29 protein-coding genes and 1 other annotated feature are annotated in these 26,770 nt (G+C 37.9%); of the genes, 26 read left to right on the forward strand and 3 right to left on the reverse strand.

Annotated features, from left to right (window positions below; all coding sequences use genetic code 11):
- Positions 1–125 precede the first annotated feature (125 nt).
- The 16 genes from radC (at position 126) to pheA (ending at position 13,806) form a co-directional block, all read left to right on the forward strand.
- A complete protein-coding gene (gene radC, locus D569_RS0105685; protein ID WP_033404696.1) occupies positions 126–809 on the forward strand; it encodes a RadC family protein in 684 nt (227 codons plus the stop codon).
- 187 nt (positions 810–996) lie between these two features.
- Positions 997–2,037: a rod shape-determining protein gene (locus tag D569_RS0105690; protein ID WP_018931438.1), complete on the forward strand. Its 1,041-nt coding sequence runs from the start codon at positions 997–999 to the stop codon at positions 2,035–2,037.
- A gap of 9 nt (positions 2,038–2,046) precedes the next feature.
- Complete coding sequence (gene mreC / locus D569_RS0105695; protein WP_026287228.1) at positions 2,047–2,946, forward strand: rod shape-determining protein MreC; 900 nt, start codon at positions 2,047–2,049, stop codon at positions 2,944–2,946.
- Positions 2,943–3,482, forward strand: a complete 540-nt coding sequence (gene mreD, locus D569_RS0105700; RefSeq protein ID WP_018931440.1) for a rod shape-determining protein MreD — start codon at positions 2,943–2,945, stop codon at positions 3,480–3,482. The genes mreC and mreD overlap by 4 nt, the downstream gene beginning before the upstream one ends.
- Positions 3,483–3,518: 36 nt before the next feature.
- Positions 3,519–4,202: a septum site-determining protein MinC gene (gene minC / locus D569_RS0105705; protein WP_018931441.1), complete on the forward strand. Its 684-nt coding sequence runs from the start codon at positions 3,519–3,521 to the stop codon at positions 4,200–4,202.
- On the forward strand, positions 4,195–4,992 hold the full coding sequence (gene minD / locus D569_RS0105710) for a septum site-determining protein MinD (RefSeq protein ID WP_018931442.1): 798 nt from the start codon (positions 4,195–4,197) through the stop codon (positions 4,990–4,992). Before minC ends, minD begins: the two co-directional genes overlap by 8 nt.
- A gap of 792 nt (positions 4,993–5,784) precedes the next feature.
- Positions 5,785–6,561 carry a M23 family metallopeptidase gene (locus D569_RS0105715; RefSeq protein ID WP_018931443.1) on the forward strand — a complete coding sequence of 259 codons (777 nt, stop codon included), beginning with the start codon at positions 5,785–5,787 and terminating at the stop codon, positions 6,559–6,561.
- Positions 6,548–7,402, forward strand: a complete 855-nt coding sequence (locus D569_RS0105720) for a site-2 protease family protein (RefSeq protein WP_018931444.1) — start codon at positions 6,548–6,550, stop codon at positions 7,400–7,402. The genes D569_RS0105715 and D569_RS0105720 overlap by 14 nt, the downstream gene beginning before the upstream one ends.
- A gap of 13 nt (positions 7,403–7,415) precedes the next feature.
- Complete coding sequence (locus D569_RS0105725; protein ID WP_018931445.1) at positions 7,416–8,864, forward strand: ribonuclease E/G; 1,449 nt, start codon at positions 7,416–7,418, stop codon at positions 8,862–8,864.
- 35 nt (positions 8,865–8,899) lie between these two features.
- Positions 8,900–8,973, forward strand: a sequence feature (ribosomal protein L21 leader region).
- A 14-nt stretch (positions 8,974–8,987) separates the two neighbouring features.
- Positions 8,988–9,296: a 50S ribosomal protein L21 gene (rplU, locus tag D569_RS0105730; protein ID WP_018931446.1), complete on the forward strand. Its 309-nt coding sequence runs from the start codon at positions 8,988–8,990 to the stop codon at positions 9,294–9,296.
- A gap of 12 nt (positions 9,297–9,308) precedes the next feature.
- Entirely contained in the window at positions 9,309–9,641 is a 333-nt protein-coding gene (locus D569_RS0105735) for a ribosomal-processing cysteine protease Prp (RefSeq protein WP_018931447.1), read from the forward strand.
- A 14-nt stretch (positions 9,642–9,655) separates the two neighbouring features.
- Positions 9,656–9,934 carry a 50S ribosomal protein L27 gene (rpmA, locus tag D569_RS0105740; protein ID WP_018931448.1) on the forward strand — a complete coding sequence of 93 codons (279 nt, stop codon included), beginning with the start codon at positions 9,656–9,658 and terminating at the stop codon, positions 9,932–9,934.
- 650 nt (positions 9,935–10,584) lie between these two features.
- Positions 10,585–11,097, forward strand: coding sequence for a Spo0B domain-containing protein (locus tag D569_RS23595; protein ID WP_018931449.1), 513 nt, complete (start codon positions 10,585–10,587; stop codon positions 11,095–11,097).
- Positions 11,098–11,116: 19 nt separating this feature from the next.
- Positions 11,117–12,397, forward strand: a complete 1,281-nt coding sequence (obgE, locus tag D569_RS0105750; RefSeq protein WP_018931450.1) for a GTPase ObgE — start codon at positions 11,117–11,119, stop codon at positions 12,395–12,397.
- 55 nt (positions 12,398–12,452) lie between these two features.
- Entirely contained in the window at positions 12,453–12,905 is a 453-nt protein-coding gene (locus D569_RS0105755; RefSeq protein ID WP_018931451.1) for an ACT domain-containing protein, read from the forward strand.
- 19 nt (positions 12,906–12,924) lie between these two features.
- A complete protein-coding gene (gene pheA, locus D569_RS0105760; protein WP_018931452.1) occupies positions 12,925–13,806 on the forward strand; it encodes a prephenate dehydratase in 882 nt (293 codons plus the stop codon).
- A gap of 207 nt (positions 13,807–14,013) precedes the next feature.
- On the opposite strand, the gene D569_RS0105765 is transcribed toward pheA, so the two are convergent.
- Positions 14,014–14,544: a transcription repressor NadR gene (locus tag D569_RS0105765; protein ID WP_018931453.1), complete on the reverse strand. Its 531-nt coding sequence runs from the start codon at positions 14,542–14,544 to the stop codon at positions 14,014–14,016.
- Positions 14,522–15,691, reverse strand: a complete 1,170-nt coding sequence (locus tag D569_RS0105770) for an IscS subfamily cysteine desulfurase (RefSeq protein ID WP_018931454.1) — start codon at positions 15,689–15,691, stop codon at positions 14,522–14,524. Before D569_RS0105770 ends, D569_RS0105765 begins: the two co-directional genes overlap by 23 nt.
- 232 nt (positions 15,692–15,923) lie before the next feature.
- Between D569_RS0105770 and nadB the strand changes: the two genes are divergently transcribed.
- The 6 genes from nadB (at position 15,924) to D569_RS0105805 (ending at position 22,502) form a co-directional block, all read left to right on the forward strand.
- Positions 15,924–17,462 carry an L-aspartate oxidase gene (nadB, locus tag D569_RS22585; RefSeq protein ID WP_018931455.1) on the forward strand — a complete coding sequence of 513 codons (1,539 nt, stop codon included), beginning with the start codon at positions 15,924–15,926 and terminating at the stop codon, positions 17,460–17,462.
- A complete protein-coding gene (gene nadC, locus D569_RS0105780) occupies positions 17,459–18,304 on the forward strand; it encodes a carboxylating nicotinate-nucleotide diphosphorylase (RefSeq protein WP_018931456.1) in 846 nt (281 codons plus the stop codon). The genes nadB and nadC overlap by 4 nt, the downstream gene beginning before the upstream one ends.
- The gene (gene nadA / locus D569_RS0105785; protein WP_018931457.1) at positions 18,301–19,407 is read left to right on the forward strand and encodes a quinolinate synthase NadA; all 1,107 of its coding nucleotides are present in this window, start codon (positions 18,301–18,303) and stop codon (positions 19,405–19,407) included. The genes nadC and nadA overlap by 4 nt, the downstream gene beginning before the upstream one ends.
- Positions 19,408–19,570: 163 nt before the next feature.
- On the forward strand, positions 19,571–20,602 hold the full coding sequence (gene safA, locus D569_RS24995) for a SafA/ExsA family spore coat assembly protein (protein WP_018931458.1): 1,032 nt from the start codon (positions 19,571–19,573) through the stop codon (positions 20,600–20,602).
- A 319-nt stretch (positions 20,603–20,921) separates the two neighbouring features.
- Entirely contained in the window at positions 20,922–21,671 is a 750-nt protein-coding gene (locus tag D569_RS0105800) for a YebC/PmpR family DNA-binding transcriptional regulator (RefSeq protein WP_018931460.1), read from the forward strand.
- Between the two features lie 288 nt (positions 21,672–21,959).
- Positions 21,960–22,502, forward strand: coding sequence for a BofC C-terminal domain-containing protein (locus tag D569_RS0105805; RefSeq protein WP_018931461.1), 543 nt, complete (start codon positions 21,960–21,962; stop codon positions 22,500–22,502).
- A gap of 58 nt (positions 22,503–22,560) precedes the next feature.
- Here the strand turns inward: D569_RS0105805 and D569_RS0105810 are convergent, their stop codons facing one another.
- The gene (locus tag D569_RS0105810) at positions 22,561–23,721 is read right to left on the reverse strand and encodes an MFS transporter (protein WP_018931462.1); all 1,161 of its coding nucleotides are present in this window, start codon (positions 23,719–23,721) and stop codon (positions 22,561–22,563) included.
- A gap of 173 nt (positions 23,722–23,894) precedes the next feature.
- On the opposite strand from D569_RS0105810, the gene ruvA reads away from it, so the two are divergent.
- From ruvA to queA, 4 genes are read left to right on the forward strand one after another with little or no spacing between them, the layout of a single operon-like run.
- Complete coding sequence (gene ruvA / locus D569_RS0105815) at positions 23,895–24,497, forward strand: Holliday junction branch migration protein RuvA (RefSeq protein ID WP_018931463.1); 603 nt, start codon at positions 23,895–23,897, stop codon at positions 24,495–24,497.
- Between the two features lie 18 nt (positions 24,498–24,515).
- Positions 24,516–25,517, forward strand: coding sequence for a Holliday junction branch migration DNA helicase RuvB (ruvB, locus tag D569_RS0105820; RefSeq protein WP_018931464.1), 1,002 nt, complete (start codon positions 24,516–24,518; stop codon positions 25,515–25,517).
- A complete protein-coding gene (locus tag D569_RS0105825) occupies positions 25,514–25,714 on the forward strand; it encodes a DUF2905 domain-containing protein (RefSeq protein ID WP_018931465.1) in 201 nt (66 codons plus the stop codon). Before ruvB ends, D569_RS0105825 begins: the two co-directional genes overlap by 4 nt.
- Positions 25,715–25,727: 13 nt before the next feature.
- Complete coding sequence (gene queA, locus D569_RS0105830) at positions 25,728–26,756, forward strand: tRNA preQ1(34) S-adenosylmethionine ribosyltransferase-isomerase QueA (protein WP_018931466.1); 1,029 nt, start codon at positions 25,728–25,730, stop codon at positions 26,754–26,756.
- Positions 26,757–26,770: the final 14 nt, after the last annotated feature.

Raw genomic sequence — 26,770 nt, forward strand, 5'->3', positions numbered from 1 at the left:
TTATAACGAAAATCGCAAGACTTGTTATTTTTAGTGCTAGAAAATCTATATATGGCTATTTGCTGATGATATTCCTAGTCGTTAAAATAAAAGATATTGCATTAAGGGAGGAATATACATTGGAGATGACCACTATCAAAATGAAAGAAGTACCTAAAGAAGATCGGCCAAGAGAACGACTATTGGAACATGGTCCAGATCACTTATCGAATCAAGAATTACTAGCAATCTTATTGGGTTCAGGGACACAGAAAGAAAATGTACATCAATTAGCAGAGAAAGTACTGCAACATTTTGAAGGATTAAGAATGCTCAAAGACGTTACGATTGAAGAATTAACCGAAATCAAAGGTATTGGCCAGGTAAAAGGGGTTAATATTCTTGCGGCAGTGGAATTTGGTAAAAGAATTCAACAATTTAAAGAAAAGGAGAGATATGTGATAAGAAGTCCGGAAGATGGTGCAAATTATGTAATGGAGGAAATGAGCAGTCTGAAACAGGAGCATTTTGTATCCATCTTTCTTAACACGAAGAATCAAGTAATTCACCGGCAAACGATTTTTATTGGTAGTTTGAATGCTTCCATTGTCCATCCTCGTGAAGTTTTCCGCGAAGCAATTAAAAGATCCGCAGCTTCTATCATCTGTGCACATAATCATCCTTCAGGCGATCCAACCCCTTCCCAAGAAGATATCCATGTTACTAAGCGGTTAAGTGAGAGTGGAAAAATGATAGGTATTGAACTTTTGGATCATTTGATAATTGGTGATCACAAATTTATTTCATTAAAAGAAAAAGGGTACTTATAGCACTATCTATTTTTGTTAAAGTTAAGTATAATAGAATTAACAAGCTTTTATAGCGCCTTATACAAGATCGCTTGTATAAAGGCGCTTATTATTATGAAAGAATATAATTTCTTGATTGAAAGCCAATAAAAGCATAAAATATTGAAGTGAATGTTTTGTATAATAATGGTTGAGAGGAAGAACAAGATTGGGATTATTTAATTTATCACAAGATTTAGGGATTGATTTAGGTACAGCAAACACATTAGTATTCATCAAAGGTAAAGGCATTGTTGTGCGTGAACCTTCCGTTGTAGCAATAAATAAGACAACAGGTGATATTGAGGCAGTTGGTAGTGATGCCAAGAATATGATTGGTCGTACGCCGGGTAATATTCAAGTAATTCGACCGATGAAAGACGGTGTTATTGCAGATTATGATACTACAGCTGCGATGATGAAATATTACATTAAATTAGCACAGAAAAACAGATCTAGCTTTGCTAAAAAACCTAATGTTATGGTATGTGTACCATCAGGGATAACAATGGTTGAAGAACGAGCTGTCATTGATGCAACAAAACATGCAGGTGCAAAGGATGCATTTCCAATTGCGGAGCCATTCGCTGCAGCTATAGGTGCTGGTTTACCTGTATGGGAACCAACTGGTAGTATGATTGTAGATATTGGTGGAGGAACAACTGAAGTTGCGGTTATTTCTCTTGGGGGTATCGTGACAAGCAGGTCCATTCGTACTGCTGGTGATGACATGGATGAAGCAATCATTCAGTATGTCAAAAGAACATACAACCTGATGGTCGGTGAGCGTACAGCAGAATCATTAAAGATGGACATAGGATCTGCGAAAGCTTCATCTGAAAAGGAGTTAATGGATATTCGCGGACGTGACTTATTAACAGGATTACCAAAAACAATTAGTGTAAGTGCTTCTGAGATTGCATCTGCATTAAAAGATACAGTGGATGCCATTGTAGAAGCGGTGAAAAATACTTTAGAAAGTACGCCACCAGAACTCGCCGCTGATATTATGGACAGAGGTATTGTGTTATCCGGAGGGGGAGCACTTTTAAAAGATTTAGATGAAGTAATTAGTGATGAAACAAAAATGCCGGTATTTGTTGCGGATGAACCGTTAGATAGTGTTGCAATCGGTACAGGGAAATCCTTGGAATATATCGAGCATTTTCGATCACATCCAAATGTAGGGGTGCAGCGCTTATCAGATTAAGAAGGTGTTATGATGTTTTATAAAAAGAAACGACTGTTTATTTTAATGATTTCATTAATTATTATTGTTGGTTTGATCGGTTTTTCGTTACGAGAAAGAACGGATCTTACCATCATTGAAGACTTTATTCATGACAGTGCTGGTTGGGCGCAGGAAGTGATTAATAAGCCGATTGCGTTCACAACTGGCGTTGCAAATAATATTAAAGAAATCCGCAATGTATATCGTGAAAACCAACAACTAAAATCAAGCTTAGACGAGATAAGACAGCTAGAATATGAAAACCAAGAGCTGACGAAAGAAATCGATGAATTAAAAGAAGTTTTGGATAAATCAGAGTCAGACTTCCTGCAAAATTTTGAAGCCATACAGGCATCCGTAATTGCAAGAAGCAAGGATCAATGGTTTAAGCAAATCACGATTAATAAAGGAACACAGGACGGTGTTCAGCCAAATATGTCAGTGATAACCGGAAAAGGGATGATCGGGAAAGTGCAAACTAGCTCACCGTTTACGTCCACCGTTTTATTACTTAACGGATTTGACCGAACCAATCGAATTTCAGTAAATGTATATGAAGAAGATAAAGAAACGGATAGTTCTGGATTCATTGTTGGCTATGATGAAGAATCAGAGTTACTATTGTTAGAAATGAATGATAATGACAAGGATTTAGAAGAAGGCCAGTATGTATTTTCTTCAGGACTTGGCGGTATCTTTCCAAAAGGACTTGAAATTGGTGAAGTTGTTGATGTCGAAGCTGATCGTTATGAATTAACAAGTATTGCCCATGTAAAACCTTCAGCTGATTTGGAGGAGTTAAATCATGTTATTGTCATCGATCGATCGATGACGACAGTAGATGAAATAGAAGAAGTAGAAGAGCAAACAGAGGAGGATGAATCATGAAACGGATGATCCCTTTTCTTATTGCTCTCATCTGTTTTTTATTAGTGATACTAGAAGGTACACTAACTCAAGTTTCTCTGCCAATTCTGAAAGATGAATGGATAAATGTATCACATTTCCTATTTATATTTCTGTTATATGTCACGATCTTTTTTGAGAAAGAATCTACATACTATGCCATTGCACTGTCGATTATATTCAGCATGATTATTGATATTGTCTATACGGATGTGATCGGTGTTTATGTATTTGCATATACAGCAGTATTATACGCAGCAAGAGTATTAATGAAGCTATTACAGTCGAATTTTTTGATTGCTTTATTGATGACGACTGTAGGAGTTGTGGTTACAGACATTTTGATCTTTTTCCTTTATAATATTATTCAAGTACATGTTGATAGTTGGAGTATTTACTGGCAAAACAGGTTGATTCCGACAGGGATATGGAATATAATTTTTGGCTTGCTCATATATCTTATCTTTGCAAAAAAATTAACAAAATGGTCGTACATTAAGTTTGAACGAGCAGATTGATAACGGTTAGTGAATGTTTTAAGGGGTTGAATTGAAGTGGCATCAAATAAATGGATTACAATAAAGGGAACAAGAGATGGTCTAACCCTTTTTATGAATGATCAATGTGCATGGAATGAGCTGCTCGAGGAATTAGAAGAAATTCTTTCCACAAAGCATATGGCGGCGGATGAGCCATTGATCACCGTGAAAATTGAATTAGGAAACCGTTATGTGACGAATCAGCAAGAACAAACGTTACGAGAAGTTATTCGCAAGCATAATAAGTTAGTTGTTGACAAGATAGCTTCGAATGTTATTTTAAAAGAAGAAGCGTTACAATGGAAAGAAGAAACAGATGTCAATTTACATAATAAGATTATTCGTTCTGGACAAGTATTAGAAATTAATGGTGACTTATTATTGGTTGGGGATGTGAATCCTGGCGGTAAAATAGTTGCAACTGGTAATATTTTTGTGATGGGTAATTTAAGAGGAATTGCGCATGCTGGAGCAGACGGTAATAGAGATGCTGTAATAGCTGCTGCACATATGGCACCAAGTCAATTGCGGATAGCGGAAGTAATTAGCAGGTCACCAGATGCTGACTCGGAAGGTGTCCCGATGGAATGCGGCTTTATTGATTCAAAGGGTGAACAAATTGTAATGGACCGTATCAGTACTATCGCAAGATCGCGTCCAGACTTAAATGCTTTTGAAAGGAGAGTTATGAATGGGTGAAGCTATCGTTATTACTTCTGGTAAAGGTGGTGTCGGTAAAACGACAACTACGGCAAATCTAGGAACTTCATTAGCATTACTAGATAAGAAAGTTTGTTTAATAGATACAGATATCGGACTGCGAAATTTAGATGTGATTATGGGTCTTGAAAATCGTATCATTTATGATATTGTGGATGTACTGGAAAAAAGATGTAAAATTTCTCAAGCGTTAATTAAAGATAAACGCTTTGACTGTTTATATTTATTACCGGCTGCACAAACAAGTGATAAATCTGCGCTAACTCCTGAAGGTATGGTGGAAATCATTGAAGAATTGAAGCCGGATTATGATTACATATTAATTGATTGCCCGGCAGGTATTGAGCAAGGTTATCGTAATGCGGTGGCTGGGGCAGATAAATCGATTGTCGTGACAACTCCTGAGAAATCAAGCGTAAGGGATGCTGACCGGATTATCGGTTTATTAGAACAAGAAGATATGGAACCTCCTCATTTAATCATTAATCGTATTCGTAATCATATGGTGAAAAATGGTGATATGCTGGATGTAGATGAAATAATCCAAGTATTGTCAATAGATTTATTAGGCATTGTTGCAGATGACGACGATGTGATCAAAGCATCTAATCATGGCGAACCTGTTGCCTTTCAACCTAACACACGAGCTTCTATTGCCTACCGTAATATTGCAAGAAGAATCCTGGGCGAATCAGTTCCTCTACTCTCGCTGGAGGAAAAAGTATCATTCATAGACAAAGTAAAAAAAGCATTCGGAATAAAAAAATAACCTATAAAAAAGAGTTTGCCTCCTATTAGGTAAACTCTTTTTTACCATCATATTCCGGTCAGTTCCATAACATATTATACATATACTGCGAAGTAACTGGACATGGATTTGTTCTCCACCCGTTCTCGTACTGCATTAAGAGATAATTTTGAAATATATCGTGATGATAACTACCACTCCGGCTGCCCACTTTCCTTTCCGTGGGGTTTGCCCTTCAGCTAACTTTTTCGAGCAAAAAACGCTCGAAAAAGTGGATCTTCAGGCCAAACCATTCCCACAGGAGTGAAAGTGGGCGGCCTTCGTTAAGATATGCTCCACAACCGTTATCCGCAATCAACCAGTCGATTTCTCCACCATATGTAGCGTAGGGTACGACTATGCTAAAAGGGTTAGTACTGTAATTAAACAGAAAATTTTAGTTTCATGAGTTCATTTCTTTCTATAATCAGAGAACAAAAATAGCGTAGGCAGAATACGGAGACTCCTGTGGGATCAGCACGAGCCGAAGATCCACTTGGTAAAGTGCCTTTCTTTCCAAGTTAGCTGAGGCCGTGCCCACGGAAAGCGCAGTATTCTGCCGGAGCGGTATCTCAGCACTCCTTATGGAAAGAATGATGGAAAGTCTCTTTTAAAAAAATTCACAAGTACGCAGTTTATATCCACTTTTCTTGTTGACCATTTGTACTAAAGTGTTTTTGCTGAAGCATTTAAAAGTTTTTTTTGTTCCTTTTTCATATTATGATGGTTGTCCACATATATTGTACAAACGTTGGAAAAAAGGAATGGATGCTGATGAAAAAAGATAATCTATCACAAATACGCCAAAATATTACGAAAAGAAAACAATCTAAAAAGAAAATCACATCAACACGCTTATCAGATTTCAAGCGTAATAGTTATGTAAACCAGGCTCACATGGAAGATGAAGAACGACACGGGTATTCTCCGAGTTTCGGGGGGTATCACAACAATAGTGACCAAGCCTACTTAAAACCGTTTCTTGTTAAAAGTATTGTTGCAGCCATCATCTTTTTTATTACGGTGTTTTCAACGGCTTCCAATCAACAATGGCTTGAACAACCAAGGAACTGGGTAAATTACGCGATAACAGAAGAATTTCCTTTTGCAAGTGTGAACGCATGGTATCAAGCTCGGTTTGGTGCACCATTTGCTATCGAAGCAGATCTTGATAAAGCGGAAACTGCCGAACCTACTGCATTGCCTGTTTCTGGTCAAGTTAACCAGACATTTCAAGAAAATGGTGAAGGTATTTTAATCTCTTCTGATGAAGAAACAGAAGTGATTGCTGTAGATGAAGGCACTGTTTTATTTGCTGGTAATGATCGTGAAACAGGAAAAACAGTGATTGTCCAGCATGCGGATCGCAGCAAATCCATTTATGGAAACTTAACCAATATTGATGTTCATTCCTATCAATCGATTAGAGCTAATCAAAAAATAGGTAGCTATGAACCTTCTGAGGCAAATACAGCAATGTACTTTGCGATTGAAAAGAACCGGGAATTTTTAGATCCGATTCGGGTGATGCATGTTGATGAGCAACCTTAAGCTACCTCCAATTCATATTCACCCTATTTTATTTTTTTTCTTACTTATTGCTATACTTACTGGTATGTTAGTGGAATTTTTCATTATTTTTTTGATTGTTTCTATTCATGAATTAGGACATTATATATGCGCTCGCGTTTTCAAGTGGCGAATCCGGCGCATTTTTTTGTGGATTTTTGGTGGAGTGATGGAAACAGATGAGTATGGAACTAGACCAATACGTGAAGAATTTCTAGTAACGATCGCCGGACCATTACAACATATTTGGATCTATTTCATTATTTATATGCTTGATGCTGGCTCCTTGCTTCCAGAATCCACGTTAGTACTAGCATATCAATATAATACTTTTATATTGATTGGAAATCTGTTGCCAATATGGCCGCTTGATGGGGGGAAACTCGTCCAGCTTAGTTTGGATTCTTTTTTCTCCTTTCAAGTTTCTCATAAATGGATGATTATGATATCGATTGTGACGATTGTTTTTGTAAGTATCTATGTATTTAGTCGGGCATGGCTTTCTTTAAGTTTTGTCTTACTTATGATTTTTTTAATTTGGGAAAATCGATTAGAATGGAAGCGAAGGTATTTTAAATGGTGGCGTTTTTTATGGAGTAGGTATAGTGAAACCACCAAATTTCGGAAACACAGAGAAATAGAAGTGCCTGCATCGATCAGTTTATTGGATTTGTTTCGTTTGTTTAAAAGAGACACCTTTCACCGGATTAAAGTATATGATCAACATGGAAAGGTTTATTGGTTATCGGAACGAGATTGTTTGCAAAGTTATTTCGATCAGAAAAATATTCACTTGGTGGTAGGCCAGTTGCTTACAGGATAGAAAGAGGTTGAACATGAAGAAATTACACTTTTATACAGGTAGTTCAGAAAAAATCGGCATGCTTTTTGAAGAAAAGCAATGTATCGATATCTTTATTGACCGCCAGTCAACAAACGCTCGGCTAGGTTCAATCTATAAAGGAAAAGTGCGAAACGTTGACGAAAGTATTGATGCCGCATTTATTGATATTGGTGAGAAGAAGGTTGGGTTTCTGTCCAAAAGCGAAGTGCCATTTTTGGGTGTGAATGACAAGCTTTCCTCTTATTTAACAGATGGAGCAAGTATTATTGTTCAGGTTATCAAAGAGGCTTATCAAGAGAAAGGACCAAGACTTACAGCTAATATAACACTTACAGGACAACGAATTATTTATTTACCACATGGCAATTATGTAGCCAGTTCTAAAAAATTATCGCAAACAATATCAGAAAAATGGAAAAGTTATTTATCGGAACAACTTTCTATGAATGAAGGAGTTATATTACGAACAGACATAGCGAATGCTGAAACAGAACAAGTATTAACTGAATTAAATAATAGCAGAAATCTTTGGCGGAAATTGGAAAGTGATGCATCACAAAATAAAGCACCATACATCCTTTTTCAATATCCAATGATTCCAGATCAAATGATAAATCAATATCAAAATGAATCTTTTCAAGATATTACTTTCGATGAACGTCAAACGCTTCAAAAAGCGAAGACAGCTTTTCCTAATCTAGCGGATAAAATGAGGATTAGGAAAGAGGCTAATCAAATTGTTGGTCAAGATGTAAGCAGTTGGTTAACAGAAGCGATTCAGCCAGTTGTTCATAAACAGGATGGTATTACATTAACAGTGGAACAAACCGAGGCCTTGACAGTGATTGATATTGACAGCAGTAAATTTACAAGTCGTCATAACAAACATGATACCATCTATCGCATTAATCAACGTTCCGTAAAATATTGTATCGAAGAAATTCGAAAACGTAATATATCGGGAATTATTCTAATTGATTTTCTAAAAATGGCAAAAAAAGAAGAGGCAATCATTTTACAACAGATGAAACAAGCGTTACGAGAAGATCCGGTACGTACAGAGGTGCTCGGATTTACAAAGTTGGGTTTGTTGGAAATGACGAGAAAAAGAGAAAGAACAGGACTCTTGGAACTGATGACTAATAGGGAATTAAATAAGAAACCTGTATTATCAATGGAAACGATCGGCTATCAGCTGGAACGTGAACTGTTAGAGTGGAACCGAAATACGGAATGTTTATTGCTTATCATTCATCCAGACCTGTATGCCTTTTGGAAAGAAGAGTTAACTGGTGAAGTCTTATCTAACATACAAATGGAAGTGTATTATTATACGGATGAAAGCATTCCAGATTATCAGATAATTCGTTCGGGCAGTAAGGAGTTAATTAATTTGTATATAGCTGAGAATCATGAAATAGTCATTGACAAGTTGCTTTAATATATGGTATGATCGTTTTGTTGTTTATGTAGCACCCGTTGCTACAACCGCGCAGAACAGGTCTTTAAAGCTTTGATAAGCTACCTGTATGGCGAGTCTGAGTCTATGAGGAGGTGCAAGAGAATGTACGCTATTATTGAAACTGGTGGAAAACAAGTAAAAGTAGAAGAAGGTCAAGCAATTTTTGTTGAGAAACTAGCTGCTGAGGCTGGTGAATCAGTAACATTTGACAAAGTACTTGCAGTAGGTGGAGACGATGCGAAATTTGGTACTCCATACGTTGACGGAGCTTCTGTAACTGCGAAAGTAGAAAAACAAGGCCGTCAAAAGAAAATCACTGTATTTAAGTACAAGCCAAAGAAAAACTATTCACGTAAACAAGGTCACCGTCAGCCATACACAAAAGTTACCATTGAGAAAATCAATGCATAAGGTTTTGGTTGTATGATTAACGTGACAATTGAGCGTGAACAAACGTATATAAAATCATTTACACTGACAGGGCATGCTGGAAGTGGTCCAGAAGGGCATGATTTAGTTTGTGCCGCTGTTTCTGCGATCTCTTTTGGTTCTGTCAACGCAGTGTTTACGCTATGTGAGATTGATTTGGATATAGACCAAGCCGGTGATGAAGGCGGATATTTGAAAGTTACCATTCCTGATTCATTGGATGAGCAACTTTTAGAAAAAGTTTCATTACTCTTTGAAGGTATGGTTGTTTCCTTGCAAACCGTTGAGCGGGAATATGGTCAATATATATCCATCTTTGAAAATTAAGGAGGTGCAACAACATGCTACGTCTAGATTTACAGTTTTTCGCAACGAAAAAAGGTGTAGGTAGTACGAAAAACGGTCGTGACTCTGAGTCTAAACGTTTAGGTGCTAAACGTGCAGACGGTCAATTCGTTTCAGGTGGTTCAATCCTTTATCGTCAACGCGGTACAAAAGTTTACCCAGGTGTAAACGTAGGCCGTGGTGGAGATGACACACTATATGCTAAAGCAGACGGTGTGGTTAAATTCGAACGCCAAGGACGCGATCGTAAAAAAGTAAGTGTATATCCTGCATAAGGAAATAAAAAAGGCTCTAATCTTTCAAGGTTAGAGCCTTTTATTTTGAACTTACAAATAGAAAAAATGCACAAGATACATAAACTGCGAAGTAACGTTGGCGTTGATTTGCTCTCTTCCATTCTTCCCTTTGGGAGTGCTGACAAACCGCTCCGGGAGAATACTGCGCTTTCCATGGGCACGGCCTCAGCCTCCTCGGAAAGCAAAAATCGCTTTCCTGCGGGGTCTTCAGACTCGTGCTGTTCCCATAGGAGTCTCCGTATTCTGCCTACGCTGATTTTAGTGCTCTGATTATTGTAAGAATAGAACTTAGGAAACTGTTTCCTTTGGATTTCCTGTCATTTTATTAGAACACTATTCTAAGTTGCGGAAAAATGCGACACTCCTAGGGGAATAGCACGAGCCGAAGATCCACTTGGTAAAGTGATTTTCTTTACCAAGTTAGCTGAGGCTGTGCCCCTGGAAAGGGAGTATTTTTCCGCAGCGTCGACCGAGCACTCATCATTAAACAGAATGGGAGAAAGCTTCCCTTTTCTAAATTTCCACTATTTCGCAGTTGTTATCTACTTCGAATGGGATATGACCGTCATATAGATGAATCTTATGTTTTTCTATGCTATAATTTTCTTATTGTGTGAGGGGTGAAGACGTTGAAGGAACAAGATGTAGTCGAAATGTTGCGCCATTATCGCCATGATTGGCTAAATGATTTGCAACTAATTTTGGGCTATGCTCAAATGGGGAAATTAGATAAAATACAAAATAAAATAACCGAAGTAATGGAAAGATCTAATCAAGAACGCGGTTTGGATCGATTGAATATACCAAAAACAATGGTATGGCTGTATCAATTAAATTGGCGTTCGGAAACGTTTCAGCTTCATTTTCAATCATTTGTTGACGGACAACCAGCCATCATGGATGACGAAGCATTACTAACCAAAATACAAAAAATATTTCAAATATTACCTTCTTATCAAAAAGAATATGAGGAATATATCGGTACGCTTATTTTCAAAAAAGTGGACCATACTATACATATTCACTTAACATTTGATCAGAATTGGACCGATATTGATGCATTGAAACAAGAGTTAGAATCTTTATCCTTTATTGAAAAAGTGACAAAAGGTGAGATGTTAAGGATAGAGTGGCAAGAATAACGAAAGAAGGTGAGACAGCATGTTTGTCGATCAGGTCAAAGTATATGTAAAAGCAGGCGACGGGGGTAACGGTATAGTTGCTTTCAGGCGTGAAATATATGTTCCGATGGGTGGTCCTGCTGGTGGTGACGGAGGAGATGGCGGAGATGTTATCTTTGAAGTTGATGAAGGCTTAAATACACTAATGGACTTTCGCTATCAAAAACATTTTAAAGCGAAACGTGGCGAGAACGGAATGGGAAAAGGCATGCATGGAAGAAATGCAGAGCCATTAGTATTGTCTGTACCACCAGGTACGACAGTAAGGGACGTTAATACAGGAGAAGTGCTCGCTGATTTAATTGAACATAAACAACGGGCAGTCATTGCAAAAGGTGGTCGAGGCGGTCGAGGAAATATTCGTTTTGCATCTGCTAGAAATCCTGCCCCGGAAATCGCAGAAAATGGCGAGCCAGGTATAGAGCGCGATATTCAGATCGAATTAAAATTGATAGCTGATGTTGGTTTGGTAGGGTTTCCAAGTGTTGGGAAATCGACCTTATTATCAACAGTTAGTGCGGCAAGACCGAAAATTGCAGACTACCATTTTACGACATTACAACCTAACTTAGGAGTTGTCGATACCGCCGATCAACGAAGTTTTGTATTGGCAGACCTACCTGGATTGATTGAAGGGGCACACGAAGGTGTTGGACTTGGTCACCAATTTTTACGACATGTGGAACGTACACGTGTGATTTTACATGTAATAGATATGGCAGCAACAGAAGGCCGAGATCCTTATGAAGATTTTATTACGATTAATAAAGAACTGGAACAATATGATCCAACACTATTAGAACGTCCAATGATCATTGCTGCTAACAAGATGGATCTACCAGAGGCAGAGGAACAGCTCGCCTATTTTAAAGAACAGTTAGATGAAGATTATCCAATCTTCCCAATCTCAACGGTTACTAAGGAAGGAATCCGTGATCTATTGTTTGCTGTAGCGAACAAACTGGACGAAATTCCGAAAAATTATAAACCGGTTGAAGAACAAGAAGATCGCGTAGTTTACCGTTTTGAAAAAGAAGATAAAGCTTTCTCGATAACTCGTGACCCTGATGGTGCCTATGTACTATATGGAGAAAAAATTGAGAAGCTATTCAAGATGACTGATTTCAGTCGTGATGAATCTGTTCAACGTTTCTCCAGACAACTACGCGGAATGGGTGTAGACAATGCGTTAAGGGAACGTGGAGCAAAAGACGGTGATACAGTTCGCCTGCTTGATTATGAATTCGAGTTTATGGAATAATAGATAGTATGCTTAGTAGCAAGACCATCCGTTGGTATAAAAAAGGGGAATGTGGATGTCTGCGAAAAATGAAAAGTTCTATCTGGTAAGTGAAGATTTTTTACCAGAAGGAATGAAAAAAACATTGGAAGCAAAAAAATTGTTGGAAAGTTATGAAGTGGATTCGATTCATGAAGCTACACGCCAAGTCGGATTGTCGCGAAGTGTTTTTTATAAATATCGGGACGCTGTCTTTCCGTTTCAACATATGGTAAAAGAGCAGATGATTACGTTGTTTTTCCATTTGCAAGATCAAACAGGGGTGCTTTCTCACCTCTTATCTGTTGTGGCACAAGCGGGATGCAATATATTAACGATTCACCAAACGATACCGATTCAAGGGAAAGCAAATGTTACGTTATCTTTAAATACAAACGGAATGACGGTTGAGATCGATCAACTCTTAAATGAGTTAAAACAGATTGATTTTGTCAATCAAGTAGAAATATTAAGTTCAGGTGTTTCATAACATAGGGGGAGCAAGCTATATGAAGGAAACTATCGGGTATTTAGGTCCAAAAGGAACTTTCACTAAAATCGCAGTAGATTCCATGTTTAATGGAGACGTAAAAAAAGGGTATAGTACTATTCCTGAATGTATCGACGCTGTAGTAAACAATGAAGTAAGCTATGCTGTTTTACCACTGGAAAACGCGATAGAGGGTACGGTTAATATAACTTTAGACTATTTAATCCAAGCGCAGGATGTGAAGATTGTAAGTGAAGTAATTGTTCCAATCCGTCAGCATTTAATGGTACACCCCGATAATGTTGATAAATGGACAGAGATTGATGCTATTTATTCTCACTCTCACGCGATTGCGCAATGCCATAGCTTTTTACGTAAGGAATTAGTCAAGGTACCGGCACAGTCGATGACTTCAACAGGAGCAGCTGCAGAATTTGTCAGTGAGCACCCTGAACAGAATATAGCTGCAATTGCCAATCATCTTGCAGCGAAAGAATATGGTTTATCAATTGTGAAAAAAGACATCCACGATTTCGATAATAATCATACGAGATTCGTTGTCTTGCATAAAAATAAAACAGAATTAACTTCCAATAAAATGGAGGAAAAAGGATTTAAAACAACCGTAACGGTCACCTTACCATCAGATCAACCAGGTGCCTTACATCAAGTACTATCTGCGTTTGCATGGCGTAACTTGAATTTATCCAAAATTGAATCACGACCAATGAAAACTGGTCTTGGTAATTATTACTTCCTAATAGACATTGAACAAAAAATGGATGATGTTCTGATTCCTAATGCTATAACAGAAATGGAATCGTTAGGCTGTAAAGTATCAGTATTAGGCAGTTATCCTTACTATTTACACAGTGGAAACGGTGTAACGCTTGCGGTATAATCGCAGGCGTTTTTTATGGAAAGAAAGTATAAAATCGGCGCAATGACCGTGTTAAACGAAGTGTGTAATTTGCAACGCTCCGAATAATTGCTTTGCTTACCGTGGGCACGGCCTCAACTAACTTTTTTCAAAAAATAGAGCGGATAACCTAAGCTAAAAACACTCAAACTATCCACTCATCTGCATGTGCTGTAACAAATACAGCTGCTATTCTACAATAAATCCTTTCTCCTTTAACGCCTCATATGCTTGATCCAACTTCCGCTCTTCATTTGCAACTATGGTATGGTTATGAATCCCATCGGTCAACTCCAACAAATATGGAGCATTTTTTTCTTCGATTTTCTGAACAAATTGATCAACATCAATGCGACTGTTTATCATTAAAGAAGCTTTTAAATCACCGTAAATCGGATGTTCGATAATGACATCTTCTACAGTCGCGCCATAGTCTACGATCGTATATAACTCTTCTCTAGTATCTTTTCCTTCATGTTTACACGCGATAACACGACGAAAATCTACTTTTTCTTTTTCAGCTTTCATATATAAATAACCATTACTTGTAGCAATAATCGGGTGATTATGAGCTTTTAATAAGGAAATATCCTGTACGATTGCTTGCCTGCTTACATTTGCCTTTTCAGCCAGTTCTGTTCCAGTAAGCGGTGTTCGGCTATTTTGTAACCAAGTCAGCAAGCTTTCGCGCCTTGCTTTACCCGTTAATTTCTTTGTCATAACCTTGTCTCTCCTCCTTGATTCGATTAAATATTCGATTCGATGCTTTGATGATTTCATGAATATCTTTTTCCGTTGTCTGATGGCTAAAAGAAAATCGTACAAATCGTTTCCCTTCATCATAATCGCTAATAAACGGTTGAATGGATTTAGGAACTTCTGTTGCTCCAATACTGCATGCACTAACTGTCGAAATTGCAATATTATGTCGATTATATTCTAGCATGACATAATCACCCTGTACAAAATCATTAATACAACCAACAATACTTGGACATTGATTGACGGATACAATCGGTTGTAATGGAATTCCCTCGGTTTTCAATTTCTGAATAAAAAGTTCTCGTATGTATTGGATGTGATCTTGATTTTGTACGAGATTGTTTATTGTTTCTGAAGCTGCCGCAGCAAATCCAGCTATTCCAGGCACATTAACTGTTCCAGGTCTTAATCCGTGTTCATGATTTGTTGAAACAGGGTGGGATCTTAATGAGAGTCTATTAGAGAAATATAGTGCTCCAACTCCTTTAGGACCGAATATTTTATGACTTGAAATCGTTATACAATCAACAAACGGTATCAAGTGCTTTATATCTATTTTACCAAATGATTGAATCATATCGCTATGAAAAGGGATATCCTGTTTTTGTAACCTTTCTCCAATTTCCTTTATTGGCTGGATAACACCTGTTTCGCCATTAACATGTTGGATTGAGACAAGACATGTGTTAGGCTGAATCGCTTTTTCTAGATCAGTTAGCCGAATTTGCCCGTTGTGGTCTACTGATAGAAAAGTGACCTCTACATTTTCTTGATTGTCCAACTCTTTCATGTAGTAATATAAAGAACTATGCTCGACTTCTGTTGTAATGATATGTTTTTTCTTTTTTAAATGACTAGTTCTTAGTAATGTGTCGATAGCTAACAGATTACTTTCCGTTCCCCCGCTCGTGAATACAATTTGTCGTGCTTCTGTATTTAAAAGCTTTGCTATCATAGTTCTTGAATTTTCTAATATATCTTTTGCTTTCCCACCTATATCATGTAAGCTGCTAGCATTTCCAAAATAACCTTTTGCTACTTCTTGATATACGTCTAATGCTAGATTTGACATAGGAGATGTAGCGGCATAATCACAATAAATCATCCAATCGTCCTTTCCTTAGAAGTATAGTCTTATATACAATTGTCAGTGAATTTCCATAACTACCGTCATTCAAAGAAGCAAAGCAGGAATAATGTACCTAACATCTTGCGATCATTCGCTTGCTGATGGCAGTCTTTTTTTATAATTGATGATCGCGTAAAAAAATACTTGTCATATCACTTATTATATGTAAAGATATCTGTAAATACAACTGTAAAGTGTGGTGTTTTGTTTGCAACGACAAAAAATTGTTATTGTCGGCTCCGGACTTGCTGCATATGTACTTGCGAGTGAATTATGGCAGCATAGTGATGTGACAATACTGACGAAAAATAAAACTAATGATAGTAACTCTATACGCGCACAAGGAGGAATAGCTGCTGCCGTTTCTGCCAAGGATCAATGGCATTTACATGCAGAAGACACTTTAAAAGCAGGTGTATTTCATAACCATCAAAAAGCAGTGAAAACATTAGTGAAAGAGGGAAAACAGGTAGTGAAAAGTCTGCTTCAACAAGGGTTTCCAGCAGATCGTGATCAACATGGTGAACTTTTATTAGGTCGTGAAGGTGCCCATAGCGAGCGAAGAATCATTCATGCAGGAGGGGATCAAACCGGTAAGTATCTCATTCACTTTTATCAGCAATTATTGCAAGGGAAAATAACAATTTTAGAAGGACAACTTGCGGTTGATTGTGTGATAGAAGCCGGCGAGTGTAAAGGAATTATTACGATAGATCAAGATAATCAATTGCATACGTATACTGCAGATCATATCGTATTGGCAACCGGAGGCTTTGGGGCGCTTTATGAAACAACATCTAACGATCCAAGTGCTACCGGTGATGGTATAGCGATGGCTTATCGTGCTGGAGCTAGAGTATCAGATCTGGAGTTTGTCCAATTTCATCCGACTATGCTAGCAACACAAGCACCCTACAATGACTTGATTTCAGAAGCCATTCGAGGAGAAGGAGCCATTTTGGTGGATCAGAATGGTCGAGAAATTATGAAAGGTGCGCATCCATTGGAAAATCTAGCACCTCGGGATATCATAGCCCGTGTTATGATGACGGAATTAACGAAAGGAAATCGGCTATATTTGGACATTCATCAAATCAAAAACTTTCAAACTAAATTTCCTTTTATTAAATCAGTATGTGAAAACAATAACATAGATTGGCAGCAAGGACTAATACCGGTAAATCCAGGAGCACATTTTACGATGGGAGGGGTAGAAACCGACTTGCAAGGAAGGACGAATATCCCACGGTTATATGCAATTGGAGAAGTAGCATGTACACACGTCCATGGTGCTAATCGTTTGGCAAGTAATTCATTGCTAGAGGGATTGGTATTTGCAACGAGATTAGCAGATTATTTAAGGACGCAATCCAGTGTGTTTTCCAGTAGTATATCGCTAGTCCAACCATTACATCATACATTCCATCATCCTGATCTACATGCACTACGTAAACAAATGACTAATCATGTGGGCATTAATCGAAGCGAATCAGGGTTAAAAGAAATGCTGGAATGGTTAGCGAAATTTACACTTATCCAAGACAATTATTTAAGCAGATATACTACATCGCGGGATCAAATTCAAATGCAGCATCATTTACAGGTTGTCCAGCTTGTAACCAAAGCAGCCAGAAAACGTATGGAAAGCAGAGGCGCTCATTACCGAGTGGATTACCCATTTAAAAGTGAACAATGGGAGAATAAAAGGATAACCTATCAATTAGCCAAACAAGGAGTAACGGTATGAATCGATTATATGTCAAGCAACAGCTCAACCATTTTTTTCAAGAAGATATCGGGAGTGGAGATGTCACAAGCGATCGTATTTTCGATCAAGTATCTCCAACAGGAGTAGGTGAATTTATTGCTAAGCAGGAAGGTATTTTTGCTGGAGAAGTGATATTAGATGAGGCTTATCATCTTTTTGATGAAACGATAAAAGTCGATTTGTTTAAAAAAGATGGCCAACGAGTAAAGAAAGGTGAAGTGATTGCACAAGTATCTGGTCCATATCCATTATTGTTAACGTCAGAACGGGTTATTTTAAACCTTTTGCAGCGATTGAGCGGTATTGCAACTGTTACTTCTCAAGCAATTCGTCATTTAGCTAATGCTCAGATAAAAATTGCCGATACTCGAAAAACAACACCAGGATTACGTATGTTAGAAAAATATGCAGTTCGTTGTGGTGGTGGAGTCAATCATCGTTTTGGATTAGATGATGCGGTGATGTTAAAGGACAATCACATTGCGGCAGTGGGTTCGATTACTAAAGCTGTCGAAAAAATAAGAACCTCGACAGGTCACATGATCAAGATCGAAGTAGAAATCGAAAACAAGGAGCAGTTGGAAGAAGCGATTGCAGCAGGCGTAGATGTGATCATGTTTGATAATATGTCGCCAGAACAAATAAGAGAGCTGATTGAACTAGTGCCAAAAGATATCATGACAGAAGCTTCAGGTAATATCACTGTCGATAATATTCACCTATATAAGGATACGAGAGTGGACATGATTTCACTTGGGTTTATTACCCACTCAGCACAAGCTTTAGATATCAGCTTTAACATTACGGGGGGAGTAAAATGAATCTGGCAACACTATTTACCACACATCAACAGTTACCAGAAAAGTATCAACACATGAGTCATGAAGAAATGATAGAAAGAATCACAAAGATAAAAAAAGACATGGGAGAAGACTTATTTATTCCAGGACATCACTATCAGAAGGATGAAGTGATCCAATTTGCTGATGCAAGTGGAGATTCATTGCAACTAGCCCAAGTTTCCGCACAACAAAAGGCGAAATATATTGTTTTTTGTGGTGTTCATTTTATGGCGGAAACAGCTGATATTTTAACAAATGCTGATCAAAAGGTAATACTACCGGATATGCGTGCCGGTTGTTCGATGGCAGATATGGCAGATAATAAGCAGACTGAAGAAGCTTGGAGAGAATTAACGGCCTTGTTCGGTGATACGCTTTTGCCTTTAACCTATGTCAATTCTACAGCTGCGATTAAAGCATTTGTGGGGCAACATGGCGGTGCTACGGTTACCTCATCTAATGCGAAACAAATGGTTCAATGGGCATTTAAGCAAAAACAACGGCTGTTATTCTTGCCTGATCAGCATTTAGGTAGGAATACCGCAGTAGAGTTAGGGGTTCCGTTAGATCAGATGGCAGTATGGGATCCGCTTGCAAGCAAATTGGAATTTGCAGGTGATTCAGTTAAGGATATCCGTGTTATTTTATGGAAAGGTCATTGTTCCGTACATGAAAATTTTACTACGAAAAATATTGAGCAAGTTCGTAAAAATCATCCCGAAATGACGATTATCGTTCATCCGGAATGTAAGTATGAAGTTGTGCAACAAGCAGACCTTGCTGGTTCCACGAAATATATTATTGAAACTATCAAGAAAGCACCTGCTGGAAGTGAATGGGCAATCGGTACAGAAATGAATTTAGTTAACCGTTTAATAAACAGCCATCAAGATAAAAAAATCATTTCCTTAAACCCATTTATGTGTCCCTGTTTAACAATGAATCGTATTGATTTGCCACATTTAACATGGGCCTTAGAAGAAGTAAGGGAAGGAAAGTATACGAATCGAATCAGTGTTCCAAGTGAAATAGCTCAACATGCCAAACTAGCTCTAAACCGAATGCTGAAAGGAAGCCTATAATGTGACAAGCTTGTATTTAAGTTGATCGAAGGATATCTATAAAAAAAGATATCCTTCTTTTTTTATTCAACATTTTAGGCAATTTGCATATGTTGTTAAAGAAGATGGATTAGACCGAGACAAATGCCCTTCCATACTTATCATTCAGAAAGGAGAAATTGCTTTGAAAATTCATATTGTGCAAAAAGATGAAACACTTTGGAAAATTGCGCAAAAATATGGTGTTAATGTAAATGAAGTGATAGCAGCGAACCCGCAAATTTCAAATCCTGATATGATTATGCCAGGAATGAAGATAAAGATTCCAACTGCATCTGACAATAAACAGCAACCAGCACCATCTGATAAGAAACAACAAGTCCAACCTGGTACAACGGACAAAAAAGACAAACAGGAGGTAAAACCAGAGGCTCCAAATCAAATTTTACCTGCGATTGAAGAGGATGAAGACAAAAAATGGGAACCATTGAAAAAAGAAATGCCTTCATTACCAATTCATTTTAATAAGCAACCACCACAACCTGTACAACCAGCACCATCTCAGGCATCACAAGACTTAAAGTGGACACAGCTAACCAATAATTTCGAAACCCATATTCATCCAACGCAAATGCCTGAAGAAGATGACCACGTAGCAGGAGTGGAGGATCATAAGAAACCAAAACACAAACCGATGGCACCACCACATCATCATCCACAACCAATGCCAATGCACGCACCTTGTTATTCAAAAGAAGGTATCCCTTATGGCTATGGACACACGGGACATACAGGGCATATGCCACAATATCCGTTTCCAGAAGGCTTTCAGCCACAAGTAATGGGGGAACAATCGCAACCACAACAAACTGGTCCATCTACCCAGCCGCATCAAGGATGGTATCAAGCACAAATGCCATCAGATAACCAAGGACAGCAAATGCCATGGGGACCATCACAAATGCCCCAAAATCAAATGATGCCAAATCAACAACAACCAATGCAACAAATGCCGATGCAGCAACAACCAAATATGCCAGTACCGATGCCAGGAGAACCAATGATCCCACAACCTGGCGCACCGAATTATCCATTAATGCCAATGCCATATGGAATGCAAGGCCAACAACAAATGCCATATCAGCCATATCCTCAACAAGGAATGCCTTACGGGCAACCGAATAAAAAGGATTGTGGATGTGGAGGAAATCGATAATAATCATAAATGCAAAGGCTGCTGAGAAAGTTTTTTCTCTACAGCCTTTTTTTAATTTCGCAATAAACGAGCATGATTTCGCAATAAACGAAGGCAATTTCGCAATAAAGGTGCACGATTTCGCAATAAACGAAGGCAATTTCGCAATAAAGGAGCTCGGTTTCGCAATAAATGAAGGTGAATTTGCAATAAAAGAGATTGATTTCACAATAAAAAACTCGCATCCGATGAATCTGTTTTGCATCGTTATTTTCAATTTCTGTTAGTTGTGATAAAGTAAGTAATGGAGACTGAGATAGATTATGAGAGGTGAGAAAGCATGGCAGGACATTCTAAGTGGAAAAATATCCAAAGAAGAAAAAATGCACAAGATGCAAAACGTGGTAAAATTTTCATGAAACATGCAAAGGATATTTATATAGCTGCTAAACAAGGTGGCGGCGACCCAGAAATGAATGCAAGCTTACGTCTTGCAGTAGAAAAAGCAAAGTCTGACAACATGCCGAATGAGAACATAGATCGAGCGATTAAAAAAGCAACTGGGGACTTAGACGGAGCTAATTATGAAGAATTAACGTATGAAGGGTATGGTCCTGGTGGAACCGCTGTAATGGTGGAAGTATTAACAGATAATAAAAATCGGACCGCATCTGAAGTACGACATGCGTTTAGTAAAAATGGAGGTAATCTTGGTGAGAATGGTTGTGTAGCCTTCATGTTTAATCGTAAAGGTTACCTGGTAATTGATCAAAGTAAAACAGATGCAGATGAAGATACTGTAATGTTAGAAGCAATCGAAGCTGGTGCAGAAGAAATGGAAACCGTGGAAGGTGCTTATGAAATCTACACTGATCCGGAAGATTTTCAGAATGTAAAATCAACATTAGAAGAAAGTGGTTTTACATTGGAAACAGCAGAAATCACCATGATACCTCAAACACTTTCACAAGTGGATGAAAGTGACGGTAACAAAATGGTCAAGCTGGTTCACATGCTCGAAGATATGGAAGATGTCCAAGAAGTCCACCATAACATGGACGCAGATGAAGCAATAATGGAACAAATATAATAAACAATAGGCTGCCCATAGGAGGCAGTCTTTTTGTTTGTATAAATAAACCTTCATTCTTAAGTTCAAAACTAGTCGAGCAAAGGATCCGTTAGTCATGGTTGACTTGCTACTACAAATGTTTAAGCATTTCGCCTGCTATAAGCACGAATAACAGTCTTCAAATCTTGCTTCGTATTACCGCATACAATGATTTAAACAATCTGTCCTTTTCCTTTATATTGTGGTTATATTTTCTAAAATTGGACACCCTAATAATAACAAAGCTCGATTGGAGGGTCATTCATTATGGGCAAACTATGGTTATTATTAAATGGTGTCGTTGTCTTAATAATTGGGGTCATTAGTTTTCAATCATTCTTTGAGCAAGAAGAAACTGAAGAACTACAGGAAGAAGTAATGGTCATGTCACAAGACCCACTAACAATTGAACTAACCTTAGAGAAACAATATATAGATGGACATATTGAAACAGAGAATGTCCAAGAAACCATCGCTTCTATGCAAGATTTCTGGTCTGAATACCAAGAGTGGCAAGTGATGGAGCAGAGGGATGGTTTTATTCGATTTCGAAAAGAAGTGGATGATATTTCACCATACCTGAAAGCAAATGGATACTTTGGTATTAAGGATGGACAATTGACAATCTTTGAAGGTGTTCCAGTACATGAAGCAGCTGTGCAATCCTTTTATCAAATAGATACCGAAGAATTAGAATCACACTTGTATGAAGAATTACAAGAAGGTATTAAAATTAATTCTAAGAAAGACTATTTAGAAGTGCTAGAAACATTTCGATCTTATCAAGACGTGGAAGCAGTAAATAGTTGAACGATGCTCAATCATCGTTCAACTATTTTTTGATATGCCCCACAACATTAACTATTATTCATCCTTCCACTGATGATTGTTTCAATTTATAGGAAGTAAAAATACCAATCATCGCTAAAAAAGTCATAGCTGCCATTAATTGATACATGGTTTGAGAACCAAAGTTGTCTAGGATAGCTCCCCCAGCAGTTCCTCCAACTGCACCACCTAATCCAAAACACGTCGACATTAATAATGCTTGGCCCGTACTACGCAAATGGTTGGGGACAAAGCTCACGGCAGTTTGTAAGGCAACGAGCCAGAACAAACCAAATGTGAGTCCTTGTGATATTTGGAAAAACACAATCCATTCAGCAGATTGAATAAAAGCATATAATAACCAACGAATTGTAAAAAACATGGCAACAATGCCAAGTAGAAATAAATGGTGAAATTGCAAGACCTTCTGTGTTAAGAAATAAAAGACAGGTACTTCACTAAATGCAGCAAGCGCCCATGCAGCACCGACTAAAAAAGTAGTAGCTCCTAAATCTTCTAAGTGAAGAACAAGCATGGTATCGTTCATTCGGTGCGGAATCATAACGAGAAAGCACAAAAACAAAAAGATTATAAATCCTTTATTCGTTAATACTTCTTTTACACCTTGTAAAGAGACAGGATCTGCCGAATGATTATTATCTTTTAAAAATAATGTTAACGAAATTAAAAGCAGAATCAGAATCCAAAACAAAATATAAATATTACGAATCCCGATAAAGCCTAGGATTGGACCAGAAACTACTGCAGTAAACGCAAATCCGACAGATCCCCAAAGGCGAATTTTACCGTACTGATCTCGTTTTTTCGAACCTAAGCTTTTGATGGCCATACTATCCAGTAATGGGCCTGCAGGTGACATCACAAAGTGAAAGGCGACAAAAGAAATAAAAACAATAATAAATGAAGTGCTGAAAAAAATACTGAAACTAATAGCGATGACTGCAAAATATAAAAATAATAGTAATCCTTTAATCGTCTTATACTTATCACTGATGTAACCAAAAAAAGGTTGTGCTACAATACTTACCATAGGAGCAATCCCTAAAATGGTTCCAATCTCAACAGAAGAAAAACCTCTAAAACTCAAAAACAAAGGTAAAAATGGTAAGATAAGTCCTTTGTGACTGGCGTTAACAAGCGTTAACGCTTTCAGAAATAACATTTGACGTTTGTTTGACATAGTAGTCCATCCTTTTATGATAAAGTCATTCTCTTACTTTATCATACTTAAACAAGCGCTTTCATTTATTTTGCTCCTGCTTACCTTGATAAACGACCTAAGATAAGCTAAGATTAATACGAACGTATGATTGTAAATTATAAATAGAATTGGATCAAAGAGGAGTTCATGATATGATTGCATATATAAACGGGGAAGTAGCGGAAATAACGGAGCAAGCTATTATATTAGATACGAACGGTATTGGATATGAAGTGATATGTCCGAATCCTTATCGTTTTCAAGCACAAGTTGGTCAAAGGCAAAAGGTGTATACGTATCATTATGTAAGAGAAGATGCTCAAATATTATATGGGTTTCAAAATCAGGAAGAAAAGACTTTGTTCGCACAAATACTTAATGTTTCCGGAATCGGACCAAAAGGCGCATTAGCTGTTCTTGCCACAACTTCCGTACAGGACTTTGTTGTTGCGATCGAACAAGAAGATGAAAAGTTTTTAACAAGTTTTCCAGGTGTCGGAAAGAAAACAGCTCGACAGATGATTCTTGATCTGAAAGGTAAGCTACCTTTTGACTATCAAGCTGAAGATATGGCGCAACAACAAAAAGATGGAACACCTGAAAGTAATCAGGCATTAACAGAGGCAATTGAAGCGCTAAAAGCACTAGGCTATTCGGAAAAGGAAATTAATCATATTAAACCGGTATTAACGAAAGAACAGAGTGATACTGCGGATACATATATACGAAAAGGGTTAGCATTATTAATGAAATAAGGAGAAAGGAGCTTCTTAATGGAAGAGCGGATCATTTCAGGTGAAATTCAAGAAGAAGATATAACAGAAGAGCTCAGTCTCCGGCCAAAAGTTTTAAAACAATATATTGGGCAACATAAAGCAAAAGAAAACTTGTCGATCTTTATCGAAGCAGCTAAAATGCGGAATGAAGCCTTAGATCACGTCTTATTATATGGACCTCCCGGGCTAGGAAAAACTACAATGGCGCAGATAATCGCAAATGAAATGGGAGTACAGTTTAAACAGACGTCAGGGCCTGCAATTGAACGGTCAGGGGATTTGGCAGCTATTTTGTCTTCATTGGAAGTTGGCGATGTCCTTTTTATCGATGAAATTCATCGTTTACCTCGAGCGGTAGAAGAAATTCTATATCCGGCAATGGAAGACTTTTGTTTAGATATCGTCATTGGGCAAGGACCAAGTGCACGTTCTGTTCAATTAGATCTACCTCCTTTTACTTTGGTAGGGGCAACAACTCGTGCTGGGTTACTGTCGGCACCATTGCGTGATCGTTTTGGTGTGCTGTCACGATTAGAATTTTATGAAGTGGTGGACCTTTGTGCCATCGTCGAACGAACTGCCGATATTTTTCAGGTGGAAATTGATAAAGCTGCGGCGTTAGAGGTAGCGAGGAGATCCCGTGGTACACCACGTATTGCCAATCGATTATTAAAGAGAGTTCGCGATATTTCACAAGTTAAAGGAGAGGCTAGTATATCAATAGAGACTACACAGAAGGCTCTGCAAATGTTACAAGTCGATCAAGAAGGTCTTGACCATATTGATCATAAGTTGTTATTAGCGATGATGGATGGTTTTAAAGGTGGTCCTGTTGGATTAGATACGATCGCGGCATCCATCGGTGAGGAATCGCAAACAATTGAAGACGTCTATGAACCATACTTATTACAACAAGGCTTTATCCAGCGAACACCAAGAGGAAGATTAGTGACACCAAAAGCATATGCGCATTTTGAGCGGGAGGTGCCTGAAGCTTGACGGATTTTGGCAAAATCTTTATTGTAATAGGGGTTGTCTTTATTATTGTTGGTCTGTTATGGGGAATGATTGGGAAGTTACCAGGAGATATCAGCTTTAAAAAAGGAAACTTTTCTTTCCATTTCCCAATTATGACTTCGATTGTGATCAGTATTATTTTAACGGTGATTTTTGCTATTATCGGACGATTCAAATAGAAGGAGAAGAAAAATGGAAATAGAAGATTTTGATTTTGACTTACCAGAAGAACTAATTGCTCAGACTCCATTAGAGGATCGTGCAAGTTCGCGCTTGATGGTTTTAAATCGAGAAAATCGTTCAATTACCCACCATCATTTTTACGATATCTTGGGTTTTTTAAAACCAGGTGACTGTTTAGTATTAAATAATACAAAAGTATTACCTGCAAGATTGTATGGTGTGAAGGAAGATACAGGTGCAAAAGTAGAAGTCTTATTATTAACCCAATTGGAAGGTAATAATTGGGAAGTGCTCGTCAAGCCAGCAAAAAAGGTGAAAGTAGGTACTACCATTAGTTTTGGTGAAGGGAAACTTACTGCAACGTGTGTTGATACGAAAGAACATGGTGGAAGAGTCTTTCGTTTTCAATATGAAGGTATTTTTTACGAAGTATTGGATGAATTAGGAGAAATGCCACTCCCGCCTTATATTAAGGAACAATTAGATGAGCTTGATCGCTATCAAACCGTTTATGCAAAAGAGAAAGGTTCAGCAGCTGCACCGACTGCAGGGTTGCATTTCACTGAAGAATTATTAGAGCAAATCAAGCAAAAAGGTGTGGAAATTGCTTTTATTACGTTACATGTAGGTTTGGGGACATTTCGTCCAGTAAGTGTAGATAATATCGAAGAACATGAAATGCACGCAGAATTTTATCAAATGACTCAAGAGACTGCTGAGCAATTAAATGCAGTAAAGAGAAGAGGAGATCGAATTATCTCCGTTGGAACAACTTCCACAAGAACGTTAGAAACAATTGCTCGGGATACTGGTGGAAATTTTGAGGAAAGAAATGGTTGGACCGATATTTTCATTTATCCTCCATATCAATTTAAAGCGATTGATGGCTTAATCACGAATTTCCACTTACCGAAGTCAACTTTGATTATGTTAGTAAGCGCGTTAGCTGACCGCGATTTTATTTTAGAAGCTTACAACAAAGCAGTAGCTGAACGTTACCGATTTTTCAGTTTTGGTGACGCCATGCTAATTTTGTAAGGAAAGGAAACCAC

This window comes from Gracilibacillus lacisalsi DSM 19029 (assembly GCF_000377765.1).
Lineage (GTDB): Bacteria > Bacillota > Bacilli > Bacillales > Amphibacillaceae > Gracilibacillus > Gracilibacillus lacisalsi.

Coding starts and splice junctions, on each gene's coding strand:
- radC (WP_033404696.1), top strand. CDS start 126: ATGACCACTATCAAAATGAAAGAAGTACCTAAAGAAGATCGGCCAAGA.
- mreC (WP_026287228.1), top strand. CDS start 2,047: ATGATGTTTTATAAAAAGAAACGACTGTTTATTTTAATGATTTCATTA.
- mreD (WP_018931440.1), top strand. CDS start 2,943: ATGAAACGGATGATCCCTTTTCTTATTGCTCTCATCTGTTTTTTATTA.
- minD (WP_018931442.1), top strand. CDS start 4,195: ATGGGTGAAGCTATCGTTATTACTTCTGGTAAAGGTGGTGTCGGTAAA.
- D569_RS0105715 (WP_018931443.1), top strand. CDS start 5,785: ATGAAAAAAGATAATCTATCACAAATACGCCAAAATATTACGAAAAGA.
- D569_RS0105720 (WP_018931444.1), top strand. CDS start 6,548: ATGAGCAACCTTAAGCTACCTCCAATTCATATTCACCCTATTTTATTT.
- D569_RS0105725 (WP_018931445.1), top strand. CDS start 7,416: ATGAAGAAATTACACTTTTATACAGGTAGTTCAGAAAAAATCGGCATG.
- rplU (WP_018931446.1), top strand. CDS start 8,988: ATGTACGCTATTATTGAAACTGGTGGAAAACAAGTAAAAGTAGAAGAA.
- D569_RS0105735 (WP_018931447.1), top strand. CDS start 9,309: ATGATTAACGTGACAATTGAGCGTGAACAAACGTATATAAAATCATTT.
- rpmA (WP_018931448.1), top strand. CDS start 9,656: ATGCTACGTCTAGATTTACAGTTTTTCGCAACGAAAAAAGGTGTAGGT.
- obgE (WP_018931450.1), top strand. CDS start 11,117: ATGTTTGTCGATCAGGTCAAAGTATATGTAAAAGCAGGCGACGGGGGT.
- D569_RS0105755 (WP_018931451.1), top strand. CDS start 12,453: ATGTCTGCGAAAAATGAAAAGTTCTATCTGGTAAGTGAAGATTTTTTA.
- pheA (WP_018931452.1), top strand. CDS start 12,925: ATGAAGGAAACTATCGGGTATTTAGGTCCAAAAGGAACTTTCACTAAA.
- D569_RS0105765 (WP_018931453.1), bottom strand. CDS start 14,544: ATGACAAAGAAATTAACGGGTAAAGCAAGGCGCGAAAGCTTGCTGACT.
- D569_RS0105770 (WP_018931454.1), bottom strand. CDS start 15,691: ATGATTTATTGTGATTATGCCGCTACATCTCCTATGTCAAATCTAGCA.
- nadC (WP_018931456.1), top strand. CDS start 17,459: ATGAATCGATTATATGTCAAGCAACAGCTCAACCATTTTTTTCAAGAA.
- nadA (WP_018931457.1), top strand. CDS start 18,301: ATGAATCTGGCAACACTATTTACCACACATCAACAGTTACCAGAAAAG.
- D569_RS0105800 (WP_018931460.1), top strand. CDS start 20,922: ATGGCAGGACATTCTAAGTGGAAAAATATCCAAAGAAGAAAAAATGCA.
- D569_RS0105805 (WP_018931461.1), top strand. CDS start 21,960: ATGGGCAAACTATGGTTATTATTAAATGGTGTCGTTGTCTTAATAATT.
- D569_RS0105810 (WP_018931462.1), bottom strand. CDS start 23,721: ATGTCAAACAAACGTCAAATGTTATTTCTGAAAGCGTTAACGCTTGTT.
- ruvA (WP_018931463.1), top strand. CDS start 23,895: ATGATTGCATATATAAACGGGGAAGTAGCGGAAATAACGGAGCAAGCT.
- ruvB (WP_018931464.1), top strand. CDS start 24,516: ATGGAAGAGCGGATCATTTCAGGTGAAATTCAAGAAGAAGATATAACA.
- queA (WP_018931466.1), top strand. CDS start 25,728: ATGGAAATAGAAGATTTTGATTTTGACTTACCAGAAGAACTAATTGCT.